Genomic DNA, 14479 nt, shown 5'->3' on the forward strand with positions numbered 1-14479 from the left:
GCGGAGGTATGGGTATGGCGGGAGGGACGGGAACCGTCTTCCGGGGCATCTGGAAGATCGATAGCATTTGCCGTCCGGCAACGGAGCGCAGGCTGCCGCGGAAGGGGCGCGCGTGAGTACCAGTGAGGCCGCCGCACGGGAACGCCTGACCAGGGCGGTGCGGGAGCGGGACGCGGAAATCGCGGACCGCTGGGTGGAGTTGCAGCTGGAGCAGGCGCTGCTGGGCACGGACATCAGCGAGGCCGAACTCCGCGAAGAGGCCGACGCGTTGATCGACGCGCTCCTCCCCGGGCTGGAGAGCGGAACGCCGGTGGACCGCGTGGTCACCTCCAACCCGGGACTCCAGGAAGCGGTGGTGCGGCTGTCGATGCGCCGGGCGCGCGGCGGGGCCACCCCGACGGCGACCTCGCTCGCGGTGCTCGCGCTCAAGGAGGCGCTGCTCAAGGCGGTGCAGCGGGACACCCGGGACGCGGAGGAGCTGTTCGCGTCGGCGGTGTTCATCAACCGGCTGCTGGATGTGGCCGGAGCGCTGTCCTTCGAGACCTATGTCGAGGGCCGCGAGGAGATCATCCGGCGGCAGAGCCAGCAGTTGATGGAGCTGTCGACGCCGGTGGTGCGGCTGTGGCGGCAGGTGCTGGCGGTGCCGTTGATCGGCACGCTGGACACCGCCCGGACGCAGGTGGTGATGGAGAACCTGCTCCAGGCCATACAGGATCACGAGGCGCTGGTCGCGATCGTGGACATCACCGGTGTGCCCACGGTGGACACCGCGGTCGCCCAGCATCTGATGCAGACGGTCAACGCGGTACGGCTGATGGGCGCGGACTGTGTGATCAGCGGGGTCCGCCCGTCGATCGCGCAGACCATCGCCCAGCTCGGCATCGATCTGTCCGCCATCCTCACCCGGGCGACGCTGGCCGACGCGCTGGCGGCCGCGATCAAGCTGATCGACGGCCCGGGTCCGGACGGGGAAGAGGGCGAGCGCCGGTGACCGGTCCCCGCCCGGCGGGCGTGCCGATTCTGCGGCTGGGTGATGTGCTGGTCACCGGGTTGCTCAATGAGCTGGACGACTCGGCCGCCATCGCCTTCACCGAGGAGCTGACCGAGCGCATCTCGGCGGAGGGCGCCCGCGGGGTGCTCATCGACATCTCACGGCTGGAGATCATCGACTCCTTCGTGGCACGCACCCTGATGGAGCTGACCACCGTGGCCAGGCTGCTGGGAGCGCGGGTCATCGTGGCGGGGATGCGGCCACCGGTGGCGATCACCCTGGTCGAGCTGGGCATCGAGCTCGTCGGTGTGGAGACCGCGCTCAACCCGGAGCAGGGACTGGCCGCGCTGGGGTGGCGTCAGGCCGGAGAGTCCGTGGAAGGGTCCCGGCGTGGCGCCGCCCGGTGAGTCCGCCCTGGCGTCGTGGGTGACGGCGGTGCCCACGGTCGCGGAGGAGGGGGCGCCCGCGCCGACCACCCATGTGGTGCGGACCGAGGAGGACCTGCTGACGGTCCGGCACGCGGTACGCGCGGCCACCGTGGAGGTCGGCTTCGGTCTTGTGGACCAGACCCGGGTGGTCACCGCGGCGAGCGAGCTGGCCCGTAACGCGTATGTCCACGGCGGCGGTGGCACCGTCACCCTCGAGTATCCGCGGCGTCCGGGCGCCCGGGGACTGCGGCTGGTGGTCCAGGACGACGGACCGGGTATCGCGGATCTGGACGCGGCGCTGACCGACGGCTTCACCACGGGCTCGGGTCTGGGTCACGGACTGGGCGGCGCCCGGCGGCTGATGGACGACTTCACGGTGCGGACCGGCCCCGGCGAGGGCACCGTGGTGACCGTCACCCGCTGGACGGCCCGGTGATCCGCACCAGCACCTCGCCCACCGCCGCCGTACGGATCGACCACCACAGCGCGGTGCACCTGGCCGCGGCGACCGCGCGCGATGTGGCGCGGGAGCGCGGGCTGCCGGGTGCGCTGCCCGACCAGGCGGCGGTGATCGCGTCGGAGCTGGCGAGCAACCTCGACAAGCACGCCAGCGACGGCACGCTCTACATCCAGCCGACCCCGTTCGGCGCCGGGGTGGAGATACTGGCCGCCGACCGCGGCCCGGGGATGCCGGAGCTGGAGCGCTGTCTGTCCGACGGCTACACCACGGCGGGAACGCTGGGGGTGGGGCTGGGCGCGGTGAGCAGGCTGGCCACGCACTTCCTCATCCGCACCGGGACCGGTGGTGGCGGGGGGACCTGGGCCTGCGCCCGGCTCACCCCGCCCGGCGAGCGCGAGACCGGGTTCCAGGACGTGGGCTCGGTGTGTCTGGCGGTGGACGGCGAGGAGGAGTGCGGTGACGCCCGCGCCGCCGTCCAGACCGGGGAGACCCGCACCGCGGTCGTCGTGGACGGGCTGGGCCACGGCCCGCAGGCGGCCGAGGCGTCCCAGGCGGCGCTGCGGTCGTTCCTCGCCGACCCCGGACGGCCGCTGCCCGAGCTGCTCACCGCCATGAACCGCGCGCTGCGCCGTACCCGCGGCGCGGCCGTCGGGCTGCTGCGGCTGCGCCCGGAGGGCGCCGACTACTGCGGGATCGGCAACGTCCGCGCGCTGACCCTCTCCCATGAGGGGGTGCGCAACCGGCTGACCGGACAGCCCGGGGTGGTCGGCTGGAGCATGCCGACGCCGCGGGCCCACGGCTTCGCGGTGCCACCGGGCGCCACGGTGGTGCTGTACAGCGACGGCATCGACTGCGGCTGGGCACGCGAGCCGTCGCCCTCCCTGCTCCGCCTTCCGCCGCCCCTGCTGTCCGCGGCGCTCGCCCATGGCCATCGCCGGCTGCGCGATGACGCGACCGTCCTCGCGACCCGGTCCCCACAGACACCGAGGCTTCCATGACGACCCGGACCGCCGGATGCGCCACCAAGGCGGAGCTGAGCCGGGCCATACGGCGGCTGGCCCGGGAGCACGGCCTGGACCCCGTGCTGCGGGGGCGGCTGGTGCTGTCGGCCACCGAGGTCGCGGCGGAGGCCGTACGGACGGCCGAGGGCACCAGCGTGACCTGGTCGTTCGAACCGGACCGGAACGCGCGCGGCAGCGGGCTCGGCCTGCTCACGGTCACCCTGCGCACCACCCGCCCCCCGGCCCCGCGCTCGGTGACCGAGCTGCCGCTGCCCGCCGACGCGGTGCACGGCCTGGACGTGGTGTGGCGGGTTCCGGCCCGCGCGGCGGCACCCGCACCCAAGGGCGGCCCTTCCGGCGCCGGCCCCGCGGGCGGCTCCGCCAACGGCAGCGGTCCGGCCGACGACGCCGCGCTCGCCGACGAGGAACTGCGGGCGGTGATGGCCCGCGCCGACGGACTCACCGCCGAGCACCGCAGGCTGAAGGACGAACTGGAGGAGACCAACAGCGGGGTTCTCGCGCTCTACGTCCAGCTCGACGAGCGCGACGAGCAGTTGCGCACCGCCCACGGCCAGACCCTGCGCGAGCTCGAGGACGCGCTGCGCCCCTCCCCGCTGGAGGTCGAGGGGCTCGAACTCGCCGTCCACTACGCGCCCGCGGGCACCGACGCCCCCACCGGCGGGGACCTCTACGACTGGTTCGTCCTGCCCGACGGCACCGTCCACATCACCATCGTGGACGCCCTCGGCCACGGGGTGACCAGTACGCGCAGCGCGCTCAATGTCACCCACGCGGTGCGCACCCTGGCCCTGGAGGGCCACCACCTCCAGTCGATCGTGGCGCGGACCGATGAGATCCTGCTGCCCTTCGACCGGAGTGTGATGGCCACCGTGCTGCTGGCCCGGGTGAATCCGGCCACCGGTGAGCTACGGGTGGCCAACGGCAGCCATCCCCCCGCGCTGCTGCTGCGGGAGGACGGAACGGCCCGTTATCTGGAGGCCCGTGGGCGCGGAATCGGTTTTCCGCTGCCCGGCAGCGACCGGTTGCTCAGCGAGCGGCTGGCCCCGGGCGACCTCCTGCTGCTCTACACCGACGGGCTCACCGAGAGCCGGAGGGACCCGATCGAGGGCGAGAAGCGGCTGATCGAGGCGGCGCGAAGCCATCGGGACCGTCCGACGGCGGATATCCCCGGCGCGATCGCCGGGGATATGCACACCGTGATCCTCCATCCGGACGACACCCTCGCCCTGGCCGTCCGGCTCACCGGCGGCTGATCACCCGATCAGCCGCCGGCGGCCGGGTGATCACCGGGCCGGGCCCAGCCGCTGCCCCGGGATCCGGCCGGTGCGCTGACCGCCCCGGCTCTGCCGCGGCAGCACCGGCCGCCGCGACGGGTACCGGCGGCGCGGACCCTTGTCATGGGGCTGGGAGCGGACCAGCTCCTCGAACAGGGCGCGGGCGGAGACCAGGGCCTCCCGCATCCGCTCCGTCTCGACCTGTCCGCCGCCACGCGTCCGCGCGGCCATCAGATGCAGCTGACGGTAGCCGTCGACAACATGGGCGTGGCGGACGGACATCGCGTCCACCTGCTCCTCGTGGGACTCCGAGCCGTAACCGCGCTCGACGGCCAACTCACCGAGCAGCCGGTCGGCTTCCCGCAGCGCGTGGGCGGGGGCGTCGACGAACTGCTCCTGAAGACCCGCCCACCGTGCCGCGTACTGCTCACGGGCCTCCGGTGACAGGCGCTGTATCGGCAGATTGCCGTAGTGCCGGACCCGCTCGCTCAGCTCCCACTGGGCAGCTTTCTCATCGCCGTTGTGCCGGGAGACGGCCCGGGCGTATTCGGGGCCGAACCGGTTCATCAGACCGCTGCGGCCGCTCTGGCGGACCGCGGGGGCGAACGCCAGCGCCGCCATGGCTCCCAGGGCCGCCACCAGGATGACGAGCGTAACTGTTGACATCGTTATGCCTTCCGCAGAGGTTTCCTCGCTCGAGGCTGATATCACCGAGTGTTACCGGGGTGGGCCGGGCCAAACAAACTCCGTTCGGTTGGCTGCCTCAATTCACCGTGGCGGGGCATGCGATGGCCAGGTCACCGGCCCGGGTGAGATAGGGGCGCACCCCGTGTGCCGCCGGGTACAGGTCGGTCCGGTCGCGGTCGAGCACATCACCGGTGATCCGGCCGAGGGAGATCGGCACGGTGGAGTCGGGGGACTTACGCAGCGTCAGCCCCCACTCCGCGGATCCGGTGCCGTCGTCGCGGGCGGCGTGGACGTGTGCGTAGGGGAGGGTGAAGCGGAACCGTCCGCGGTCCAGGACGGTGACGTCCGCGTACAGGGCGCGGCAGCCGCCGCGGGGGGTGGCGACGGCCCGCGGGGCGGCGCCGGGGCCGAAGAGCACACCGTGCAGCGTGCCTTCGACGGTGAGTCCGTCCGGCCCGGCCTGGATCTCCCGTGCTTCGGCGTGGCACGGGCGGCGCCAGGCGCGCAGCGCGAGATGGCCGTCGACGGTCGGATAGGGGATCCACCAGCAGAACGGCGAGCCGGGCAGCGGCTCCAGGCCGAGCAGCCCGCGCCCTTCCGCGTAGGCGCACCGGACGCGGCGGCGGGCACCGTCGGAGGGGCGTACGACATGGAGGTCCCAGCGGCCCTCGGCGAGGTCCAGGGCGCCGCGGTCGAGGGTCGCCGTCCACGGCTCGGCGGGCGCGGCCGGGGGGAGAAGGGGCACCCGGACCGGTTCGCCGCCGCCGCCGTCGTCGGTGGCGCGGCGGGTGAGGGTGAGCGCGAGACCGCTGCCGTGGACGCCGTCGGGCTCGACGCGTAACACCAGCCGTCCGTCGGGGGTGACCCGGCAGCCCGCGACGGGGCGCAGCGGTTTGCGGATCAGCGCTCTGACCGCGCCCTTGAGGGAGGCCAGCGGGGTACCGGCCGGGCGTCCCGCGCCCGCGGCGCCCGGTAGGAAGGCGCCGGTGGTATACCGGGTGGCGGCGGTCGCGGGGGCCGGTGTGCCGCGTGCGGCGCGGAGTTCGGCGAAGAGTTCCTCGTATGCGGCGGCCACCCGTTCCGGCGCGTACCGCCGGGCGGACTCACGGGCCGCGCCGGCCATGGCGCGGCGCAGCGCGTCGTCCTCGATCAGGGTGAGCAGCCCCTTGGCGATGCCGTCGGCGTCACCGGGCGGGACCAGCAGCCCGTCCCGGCCGTCGGTGATGATCTCGCCGGGGCCGTGCGGGCAGTCGGTGGCGACGACGGGCACTCCGCAGTGCATGGCCTCCACGATCGTCATGCCGAAGGACTCCTCGCGGGAGGTGACGGCGGCGATCGCGCCCTTGGCCCATTCGGTCTCGATGGGGGAGTGGGCGCCCATCAGGGTGATCCGCCCGGTCAGGCCGAGGCCGTCGATCCGGCGGCGCAGCGCGGGCTGTTGGGGGCCGCGGCCGTAGATCCGCAGCCGCCAGTCGGGGTGTTCGGCGGCGACCGTGGCCCAGGCGTCGACCAGCAGGTCATAGCGTTTGACCGGGATCAGCCGCCCGGCGGCGACGACCAGTTTGGCCCGGCCGTCGGAGGGTTCGACACCGGTGGCGGGTACGGCGTTGGGCAGGGCGGTCAGCCGGGTGGCGATCCCGGGCAGCCGGGCGCGGTGGGTGGCGGCGTCGGCCTCGGAGACGGCGGTGTGCGCGTCGAGCCGGGCGATCGCGGTGTCGCAGGCGGCGCGGATCTCGGCCCGGTGGGTGCCGTAGAGCCGGTGCTCCTGGCCGATCCGCAGATAGCGCCCTTCCCGCCCCAGGGCGGCGAGGCAGATGACGAGGCCGGGGCGGGTGGCGATGACCACGTCCGCGTCGGTGCCGTGGAGATGGGCGGCGAGGCGCTCGTCGGTGAGCGCGTTGAAGTTGACCGTGCCGTTCGCCTCGGCGGCGGGGACATGGGCGCTGGGCCGAGTGAGCAGCGGATGGCCGAGATCGGTCGATCCGCCGTCGGGCGCCGGGCGTTGGTCGATCAGGGGTCTGAGCCGGACGGCCGGGTGGAGGGGGAGGCTCGGGGTGTCGACGGTGCGGATGACGGAGACGATCTCCACGCTGTGCCGGGCGGCGAGCGCCCCGGCCACGTTGAAGGTCGACCGGATGGTGCCGCCGATCCCATAGGCGTTGTGCAGCAGAAAAGAAATCTTCATGGTGATGTCCGCGCGGCCCGGTGCGGCTGCCGCGGCGTGCCCCCTTTCCGGATGAGCCCGGTGGTCGGTCGGTAAGACCGGTGGTGGCCGGAGAAGTTGCTCCTGCCAGGCGTGAAGGGGCATACACCACAATGCGGACGCACCATACAACTGTCGGACGGTCCCGGAGGTCCGCGCAGGAACGGGCGATACCGGATCGTGAGGGAATTCCCTTGGTCTGCGCGCCCGTCCGTTGTTGGATGACCCGAAGTAAGTGGGCGGGGGCGTCAATCAAGGATGGACAAAATCGTGATGAAGTCTGGTACGCGTGTTGTTGTCGCGGCCGCGGCGATGGTCGCGGCACTCGGTCTGGTGACGGGGTGCGGCGACGACGACAGTGGCGACGGGGGCGCCAAGGGGGGCGGCGTCAAGGAAGGCCAGTCCGCGGCGGGTAAGCCGCTGTCCGCGGCGCAGCTGGAGAAGGCCGCCGTGACCAAGGCCGACATCAAGGGCTTCCAGATCCAGAAGCTGTCGGAGAAGGAGTTCTCCGACGGCGGCGCGGCCAAGGCGGAGAAGTCCGCCTGCCAGCCGATCGCCTCGCTGATGGGCGCCTCCTTCGACCCCGCCCCGAAGGCCTCCGTCTACCGGACCTACGCCCAGTCCCAGGGCGACAAGCTGGGCGGCTCCGGCATGATCCGGCTCTCCGCCTACGGCGGCGACGACGCGCGGACCACGGTCAAGGATCTGCGCGCCGCCGTCTCGGCCTGCCAGGGCGGATTCGCGGCCAAGGACGGCTCCGGGAAGAAGTCCGACGTCGCCAAGGTGACCCCGGAGACCGACCCGAAGGTGGGCGACGAGTCGCTGTCCTTCAGCCTGGTCGACGCGAGCCGGGAGAAGGCCGTGGTGAAGTTCGCCGTGGCGCGCACCGGTTCCCAGCTGAGCGTGTTCTTCGGGGTGAACCTGACGGACCCCAGCAAGTCCGATGTTCCCGTGGAGCTGTTGAAGGCACAGGTCACCAAGATCGGGAAGGCGAACGCCTCCTGAGCCGGGCCCGCTGACCCGTCCCTCCCGCGCCGCGCCCTCCGGTCCGGTCCGGGGCGGCGCGGGCGTTCAGCCGGTGGCCGAGGCCGCCGCCGACGCCTGTGCGTTGCCCCGGGCCAGGATGCGGCGGAACGCGTAGTCGGCGAGATCGCGCCCGGCCCCCAGCGCCTTGGTGTCCGCATTGGTCACCGACTTGCCCGAGGTGTAGCCGGATATCGTGAAGTAGGCATAGCGGCCGATGGCGTTGGTGGACCTGCGGCACACCGGTCCGTGGCAGTGGTTCACACCGCCCCCGGACAGCGCCGCGACCCCTCCCTCGGCCTGCTTCTTCGCCTTCTCCGCCGCGTCCTTGGTGTCGAAGACGGCGATGCCGACGGTGACCGCGACCCCGTCCCGGGAGTAGCTCGCGCGGAAGAGCTTGCGGCAGCCGTTGCCGGTGAGCGCCGGGCCGAGCCCGCTCTGGGCCACCGAGGCGCAGGCGGAGGTGGCCGAGGTGGCCGCCCTCGTATAGCCGCGCCCCTGGGTGACGGCCTTCTTGTCCGGGAACAGGGTCCCCGCGCTGAGCGGCGCCTTGTCCCGCTTCGCACTGGAGATGATGTCCAGCGGCTTCGGCGGTGCCGGCGGCGCCACATCGGAGAAGCTGGGTTCCGGTGTCGGTGACTCGCTGGGCAGATCCTGCGGTGTGGGCAGCCGGCTCGCCGAGCTGCCGGAGCCCGAACCCTTGTCGTCGCCGCTGGTCACCGCGATCGCCACGATCGCCGCCACGGCGCCCGTGGCCAGCACTCCACCACCGGCCAGCAGCCATTTGCGGCGTCTGCCGCGCGCGGCGGTGTTGTCCGCCAGCGCGTTCCAGTCCGGCGTCGGCGGCTGAGGCGCCCCACCCCTGGGCCCGTACGGTCCCCCTTGCCCAAAGCTCATGGCGCGCATCTTAATCCGCGCAGCTCATAAACCGGTTGGCCGGTCGAGGGCCCCGAGGTCACAATCCGGGCATGGGACATCTGGAAGCGGCACACCTGGAGTACTACCTGCCCGACGGACGGGTGCTGCTCGGCGATGTCTCCTTCCGGGTCGGCGAGGGCGCCGCGGTCGCGCTCGTCGGGGCCAACGGCGCGGGCAAGACCACCCTGCTGCGGCTGATCGCCGGAGAGCTCCAGCCGCACGGCGGGGCGGTGACCGCCAGCGGTGGCCTCGGGGTGATGCCGCAGTTCGTGGGGTCCGTACGGGACGAGCGGACCGTGCGCGACCTGCTGGTGTCCGTCGCCCGGCCGCGGATCCGCCAGGCCGCGAAGGCCGTGGACGACGCCGAGTACGCGATCATGACGCGGGACGACGAGCCCGCCCAGATGGCATACGCCCAGGCGCTCAGCGACTGGGCGGAGGCCGGTGGCTATGAGACCGAGACGGTGTGGGACATGTGCACCGCGGCCGCCCTCGGCGTCCCCTACGAACGCGCCCAGTGGCGTGAGGTGCGCACCCTCTCCGGCGGGGAGCAGAAGCGGCTGGTCCTGGAGTCGCTGCTGCGCGGCACCGACGAGGTGCTGCTGCTGGACGAGCCGGACAACTATCTGGACGTCCCGGGCAAGCGCTGGCTGGAGGAGCGGCTGCGGGAGACCAAGAAGACCGTGTTGTTCGTCTCCCACGACCGGGAGCTGCTGGTCCGCGCCGCCGAGAAGATCATCAGCGTCGAGCCCAGCCCGGCGGGCAGTGACGTCTGGGTGCACGGTGGCGGCTTCGGCAGCTACCACCAGGCCCGCAAGGAGCGCTTCGCCCGCTTCGAGGAGCTGCGCCGCCGCTGGGACGAGGAGCACGCCAAGCTGCGCCGCCTGATGCTCACCTTGAAGCAGAAGGCCGCGTACAACTCGGACATGGCCGGGCGCTACCAGGCCGCCAAGACCCGGCTGCGGAAGTTCGAGGAGGCGGGCCCGCCGCAGGAGCCGCCGCGTGAGCAGGACATCCGGATGCGGCTCAAGGGCGGCCGCACCGGAGTGCGCGCGGTCACCTGCCGGGGGCTGGAGCTCACCGGGCTGATGCACCCCTTCGACCTGGAGGTCTTCTACGGCGAGCGGGTCGCGGTGCTGGGCAGCAACGGCTCCGGGAAGTCGCACTTCCTGCGGCTGCTGGCGGGCGAGGACGTGGCGCACACCGGTGCGTGGAAGCTGGGCGCCCGGGTGGTCCCCGGCCACTTCGCGCAGACCCACGCCCACCCGGAGCTGGTCGGGCGCACCCTGGTGGACATCCTGTGGACCGAGCACGCCCGGGACCGGGGCGCCGCCATGAGCGCGCTGCGCCGCTACGAGCTGGAGCGCCAGGGCGACCAGCCCTTCGACAAGCTCTCCGGCGGACAGCAGGCCCGCTTCCAGATCCTGCTGCTGGAGCTGGCCGGGACCACCGCCCTGCTGCTGGACGAGCCGACGGACAATCTGGACCTGGAGAGCGCCGAGGCGCTCCAGGAGGGACTGGAGCGCTATGACGGCACGGTGCTGTCCGTCACCCACGACCGCTGGTTCGCCCGCTCCTTCGACCGCTTCCTGGTCTTCGGCGCGGACGGGCGGGTCCGCGAGGTCCCGGAGCCGGTCTGGGACGAGGCGCGGGTGGCGCGTAAACGCTGAGTGGCCGGGGTGTGCCCGCGCGGTACGGGGGGTGTTTTGACCCGTCCGGGTGCGGGCCGGTATTCTGCCAGTTCGTTATGCGTATTGGCTTGCTCGTTCTCACGTGAGAGGCCGTTACGCCGGTCCACCGGGCCGATGACCAGCGGCAAGCACCCGGTATGCGTCACCGAGGTGCGGCCAAGGCTGTCGTGATCGTCCGGGTGGCCTTGTCCGGACCCGTCCCCTCGGTCCTCGCGGATCCGGGGAGACCCCACTCACTGAAGAAGCGAAGGCTACGACCGTGCGTACGTACAGCCCCAAGCCCGGCGACGTTCAGCGTCAGTGGCACGTCATCGACGCCGCCGACGTCGTCCTGGGCCGCCTGGCAACCCAGGCTGCCACCCTCCTGCGGGGCAAGCACAAGCCCGTATACGCGCCGCATGTCGACACTGGTGACTTCGTCATCATCATCAACGCCGACAAGGTGCACCTCTCCGGCAACAAGCGGACCCAGAAGCTGGCGTACCGCCACTCCGGATACCCGGGTGGTCTGCGTTCCGTCCGCTACGACGAGCTGCTGTCGAAGAACCCGGAGAAGGCCGTCGAGAAGGCCATCAAGGGCATGCTCCCCAAGAACACCCTGGGCCGTCAGATGCTCTCGAAGCTGAAGGTGTACTCGGGTGACCAGCACCCGCACACCGCTCAGCAGCCGGTCCCGTTCGACATCACCCAGGTCGCGCAGTAGTCCCGGCCACCCCCTAAGACGAAAAGAATCTGAGGAGCATCGTGGCCGAGACCACCGCCGAGACCCCCGTCGAGGTCGAGGAGTACACCACCGAGAGCGTCGAGACGGTCGAGTCGGAGTACACCTCCGAGTCGCTCGCCTCCCGTTTCGGTGACCCGCAGCCGGCCGCCGGCACCGGGCGCCGCAAGAACGCCGTCGCGCGCGTCCGCATCGTGCCGGGCAGCGGGCAGTGGAAGATCAACGGTCGTACTCTTGAGGAGTACTTCCCCAACAAGGTGCACCAGCAGGAAGTCAACGAGCCCTTCAAGGTGCTCGAGCTGGACGACCGCTACGACGTTGTCGCCCGTATCTCGGGTGGCGGCGTCTCCGGTCAGGCCGGTGCGCTGCGCCTGGGCATCGCCCGCGCGCTGAACGAGGCGGACGTGGACAACAACCGCGGCCCGCTGAAGAAGGCCGGCTTCCTGACCCGTGACGACCGCGCCACCGAGCGCAAGAAGGCCGGTCTGAAGAAGGCCCGCAAGGCGCCGCAGTACAGCAAGCGCTAATCCGCCCGAGCCCATCGGCCCAGCGGAATCGCTGTTCATTCGAACGCCCCGGCGGCACCACCCGTGCCCCGGGGCGTTCGGCTATCGCCAGCAGGGGGCGTATACCTACAAGCAAGCTCCTGCCCCCCAGCTCGTAATCTCGGAGGACACCAGTGGGACGACTCTTCGGTACGGATGGTGTACGCGGTGTCGCGAACGCCGGCCTGACGGCTGAGATGGCGCTCGGCCTGTCGGTCGCGGCGGCGCACGTGCTCGCCGAAGCGGGAACCTTCGAGGGCCATCGGCCGGTGGCCGTGGTCGGGCGGGATCCGCGCGCGTCCGGGGAGTTCCTGGAGGCCGCCATGGTGGCGGGGCTGGCCAGTGCCGGGGTGGACGTCCTGCGGGTGGGCGTGCTGCCGACGCCCGCCGTCGCGCATCTCACCGGTGCGCTCGACGCGGACCTCGGGGTGATGCTCTCCGCCAGCCACAACCCGATGCCCGACAACGGCATCAAGTTCTTCGCCCGCGGCGGTCGCAAACTGGCCGACGAGCTGGAGGACCGGATCGAGGCCACCTACCGCGCCCATGCCTCCGGTGAGCCGTGGGACCGGCCGACCGGCGCCGGAGTGGGCCGGGTCCGGGACTACGAGGAGGGCTTCGACAACTACGTCGCCCACCTCGTCAGCGTGCTGCCCAACCGGCTCGACGGGCTCAAGGTCGTCATCGACGGCGCCCACGGTGCCGCCTCCCGGGTCTCCCCGGAGGCGTTCGCCCAGGCCGGGGCCGAGGTCGTCACCATCGGCGCCGAACCGGACGGGCTCAACATCAACGACGGCCACGGCTCCACCCACCTGGCCGAGCTCCAGGCCGCCGTGGTCGAGCACCACGCCGACCTCGGCGTGGCCCACGACGGCGACGCCGACCGCTGCCTGGCCGTGGACGCCACGGGCCGTGAGATCGACGGCGATCAGATCCTCGCCGTCCTCGCCCTCGCCATGCGCGAGGCGGGAACCCTGCGCCACGACACGGTGGTCGGCACCGTGATGTCCAACCTCGGCTTCAAGCTGGCCATGCGGAGGGAGGGGCTCCAGCTCGTCCAGACGGCGGTCGGCGACCGCTATGTGCTGGAGGAGATGAAGCGCCATGACTACGCGCTGGGCGGCGAGCAGTCCGGCCATGTGATCGTCCTGGACCACGCCACGACCGGTGACGGCACCCTCACCGGGCTGCTGCTGGCCGCCCGCGTCGCCGCCACCGGCCGCACCCTGGCCGATCTCGCGGGCGTCATGGAGCGGTTGCCGCAGGTACTGATCAACGTTCCGGACGTGGACAAGTCCCGCGTCGCCTCCAGCGGCGACCTGGCCGCCGCGGTCGCCGAGGCCGAGCGCGAGCTCGGTGAGACCGGCCGGGTCCTGCTGCGCCCCTCCGGCACCGAGCCGCTGGTCCGCGTGATGGTCGAGGCCGCCGATATCGACCAGGCCCGCTCCGTGGCCGGCCGCCTCGCCGACGCCGTGAAGTCGGCCCTGGGCTAGTCCGTACGCCGCACACCCCGGAGGGGCCGCCGGTACGGCGACCCCTCCGCGCGTTCCGCTCCCGGCGCCTCTCGGCTACCCCCGGCGCGGGGTCCGCCGGTGCTGTCTGCCCCAGAGCGCCTTCTGCGCCAGCAGCGTCAGCGTGCCCGCCGCCACGATCCCCGCCAGGTTCACCAACAGCTGTTCGCTCGACCCCGTCATCTGGTCGATGTCGCCGTACCCCAGCGCCACCGCCGCGTTGGCCGCCGCCGGGACCGTGGTCACCGAGATCGCCACCCCCACCAGCGCCCCCGACTTCGCCGACGTCAGCGAGAGCGTTCCGGCGATCCCCGCGAGCACGGCCACCACGAGCGAGAACAGGTCCGGGTTCCAGATGAAGTCGGTGTTCGGGCGGTCCCCCTCCAGCATCTCCCGGTCGAACAGCCCGACCGCGTCCATCACCATGCTGAACGCCGTGGTCAGCGCCATCGCCGCCGCGAACCCCACCAGCAGCGCGACCGCCGAACGGGCGGCCAGCCGGGGGGCCCGCTGGACCAGCGCCGTGCACAGCCCGGCCAGCGGGCCGAACTCCGGGCCGACCGCCATCGCGCCCACGATCAGGATCGCGTTGTCCAGCACCACGCCGCAGGCCGCGATCATCGTCGCCAGGACGAGGAAGGCGAGATAGGTGATGGAGAGCGTGGACTCCTCGTGGGTGGCCTCCGCGAGCTGTTCCCACACCACCGCGTCCGCGCCCTCGCCCGGCGCCTCGTCCTCGGCGGCGTCGGCGCGTCTGGACAGCGACAGATCGATGTTCTCGGCGGTGATCGCCCCGTCCTCGTCGAGCCCCAGACCGCGCAGTTCGTCGATCAGCGGGTCGGCCGACTCCCGCGCCACGTCGCACATCACGAGGTCCCCCGCGGGCTCGCGCGCGGCGCCGGGCAGCACCACCAGATGGGTGGTGCCGACGGTGTCCTCCACGGTGCGCACCACCGCGTCGGTGCGGTCGGCCGGGACGATCAGCCGCAGATGCAGCACGGGCGG

The 14479-nt window shown here is 72.3% G+C and carries 14 protein-coding genes; 10 read left to right on the forward strand and 4 right to left on the reverse strand.

From position 1 onward, the window contains the following. Positions 1 to 112 precede the first annotated feature (112 nt). Genes AB0C66_RS00960 through AB0C66_RS00980 form a run of 5 tightly spaced genes read left to right on the forward strand, consistent with a single transcriptional unit; the run spans position 113 to position 4154 of the window. Complete coding sequence (locus AB0C66_RS00960; RefSeq protein ID WP_362431150.1) at positions 113 to 991, forward strand: STAS domain-containing protein; 879 nt, start codon at positions 113 to 115, stop codon at positions 989 to 991. Beyond that, positions 988 to 1398, forward strand: coding sequence for an STAS domain-containing protein (locus AB0C66_RS00965; RefSeq protein WP_362431152.1), 411 nt, complete (start codon positions 988 to 990; stop codon positions 1396 to 1398). Before AB0C66_RS00960 ends, AB0C66_RS00965 begins: the two co-directional genes overlap by 4 nt. A 19-nt stretch (positions 1399 to 1417) precedes the next feature. Next, the gene (locus tag AB0C66_RS00970) at positions 1418 to 1855 is read left to right on the forward strand and encodes an ATP-binding protein (RefSeq protein ID WP_362433273.1); all 438 of its coding nucleotides are present in this window, start codon (positions 1418 to 1420) and stop codon (positions 1853 to 1855) included. Next, a complete protein-coding gene (locus tag AB0C66_RS00975; RefSeq protein WP_362431154.1) occupies positions 1852 to 2877 on the forward strand; it encodes a SpoIIE family protein phosphatase in 1026 nt (341 codons plus the stop codon). Before AB0C66_RS00970 ends, AB0C66_RS00975 begins: the two co-directional genes overlap by 4 nt. Continuing rightward, positions 2874 to 4154 carry a PP2C family protein-serine/threonine phosphatase gene (locus tag AB0C66_RS00980; protein WP_362431156.1) on the forward strand — a complete coding sequence of 427 codons (1281 nt, stop codon included), beginning with the start codon at positions 2874 to 2876 and terminating at the stop codon, positions 4152 to 4154. The genes AB0C66_RS00975 and AB0C66_RS00980 overlap by 4 nt, the downstream gene beginning before the upstream one ends. 30 nt (positions 4155 to 4184) lie before the next feature. Here the strand turns inward: AB0C66_RS00980 and AB0C66_RS00985 are convergent, their stop codons facing one another. Both AB0C66_RS00985 and AB0C66_RS00990 read right to left on the reverse strand, forming a co-directional pair. Continuing rightward, on the reverse strand, positions 4185 to 4841 hold the full coding sequence (locus tag AB0C66_RS00985) for a hypothetical protein (RefSeq protein ID WP_362431159.1): 657 nt from the start codon (positions 4839 to 4841) through the stop codon (positions 4185 to 4187). A gap of 97 nt (positions 4842 to 4938) precedes the next feature. Then, positions 4939 to 7047 (reverse strand): glycosyltransferase family 4 protein, encoded by a 2109-nt coding sequence (locus tag AB0C66_RS00990; protein ID WP_362431161.1) that lies wholly within the window; start codon positions 7045 to 7047, stop codon positions 4939 to 4941. 291 nt (positions 7048 to 7338) lie between these two features. On the opposite strand from AB0C66_RS00990, the gene AB0C66_RS00995 reads away from it, so the two are divergent. After that, entirely contained in the window at positions 7339 to 8070 is a 732-nt protein-coding gene (locus AB0C66_RS00995) for a hypothetical protein (protein ID WP_362431164.1), read from the forward strand. A 66-nt stretch (positions 8071 to 8136) separates the two neighbouring features. On the opposite strand, the gene AB0C66_RS01000 is transcribed toward AB0C66_RS00995, so the two are convergent. After that, positions 8137 to 8985 carry a hypothetical protein gene (locus AB0C66_RS01000; protein ID WP_362431167.1) on the reverse strand — a complete coding sequence of 283 codons (849 nt, stop codon included), beginning with the start codon at positions 8983 to 8985 and terminating at the stop codon, positions 8137 to 8139. Between the two features lie 71 nt (positions 8986 to 9056). Between AB0C66_RS01000 and AB0C66_RS01005 the strand changes: the two genes are divergently transcribed. The 4 genes from AB0C66_RS01005 (at position 9057) to glmM (ending at position 13456) form a co-directional block, all read left to right on the forward strand. Continuing rightward, entirely contained in the window at positions 9057 to 10676 is a 1620-nt protein-coding gene (locus AB0C66_RS01005) for an ATP-binding cassette domain-containing protein (protein WP_362431169.1), read from the forward strand. A 280-nt stretch (positions 10677 to 10956) separates the two neighbouring features. Continuing rightward, entirely contained in the window at positions 10957 to 11400 is a 444-nt protein-coding gene (gene rplM / locus AB0C66_RS01010; protein WP_362431172.1) for a 50S ribosomal protein L13, read from the forward strand. A gap of 41 nt (positions 11401 to 11441) precedes the next feature. Next, positions 11442 to 11945, forward strand: coding sequence for a 30S ribosomal protein S9 (rpsI, locus tag AB0C66_RS01015; RefSeq protein ID WP_362431174.1), 504 nt, complete (start codon positions 11442 to 11444; stop codon positions 11943 to 11945). 152 nt (positions 11946 to 12097) lie between these two features. Continuing rightward, positions 12098 to 13456 carry a phosphoglucosamine mutase gene (gene glmM / locus AB0C66_RS01020; RefSeq protein WP_362431176.1) on the forward strand — a complete coding sequence of 453 codons (1359 nt, stop codon included), beginning with the start codon at positions 12098 to 12100 and terminating at the stop codon, positions 13454 to 13456. Positions 13457 to 13531: 75 nt separating this feature from the next. Here the strand turns inward: glmM and AB0C66_RS01025 are convergent, their stop codons facing one another. Next, the gene (locus AB0C66_RS01025) at positions 13532 to 14473 is read right to left on the reverse strand and encodes a DUF389 domain-containing protein (RefSeq protein WP_362431178.1); all 942 of its coding nucleotides are present in this window, start codon (positions 14471 to 14473) and stop codon (positions 13532 to 13534) included. Between the last annotated feature and the right edge of the window lie 6 nt (positions 14474 to 14479).

Origin of the sequence: Streptomyces sp. NPDC048636, assembly GCF_040650655.1 — a bacterium.
Lineage (GTDB): Bacteria > Actinomycetota > Actinomycetes > Streptomycetales > Streptomycetaceae > Streptomyces.

Excerpts from the sequence above, each read along its gene's own strand:
- AB0C66_RS00985 (WP_362431159.1), bottom strand. The coding sequence starts at position 4,841 with ATGTCAACAGTTACGCTCGTCATCCTGGTGGCGGCCCTGGGAGCCATG.
- AB0C66_RS00980 (WP_362431156.1), top strand. The coding sequence starts at position 2,874 with ATGACGACCCGGACCGCCGGATGCGCCACCAAGGCGGAGCTGAGCCGG.
- AB0C66_RS01005 (WP_362431169.1), top strand. The coding sequence starts at position 9,057 with ATGGGACATCTGGAAGCGGCACACCTGGAGTACTACCTGCCCGACGGA.
- AB0C66_RS00990 (WP_362431161.1), bottom strand. The coding sequence starts at position 7,047 with ATGAAGATTTCTTTTCTGCTGCACAACGCCTATGGGATCGGCGGCACC.
- AB0C66_RS00995 (WP_362431164.1), top strand. The coding sequence starts at position 7,339 with ATGAAGTCTGGTACGCGTGTTGTTGTCGCGGCCGCGGCGATGGTCGCG.
- AB0C66_RS01000 (WP_362431167.1), bottom strand. The coding sequence starts at position 8,985 with ATGAGCTTTGGGCAAGGGGGACCGTACGGGCCCAGGGGTGGGGCGCCT.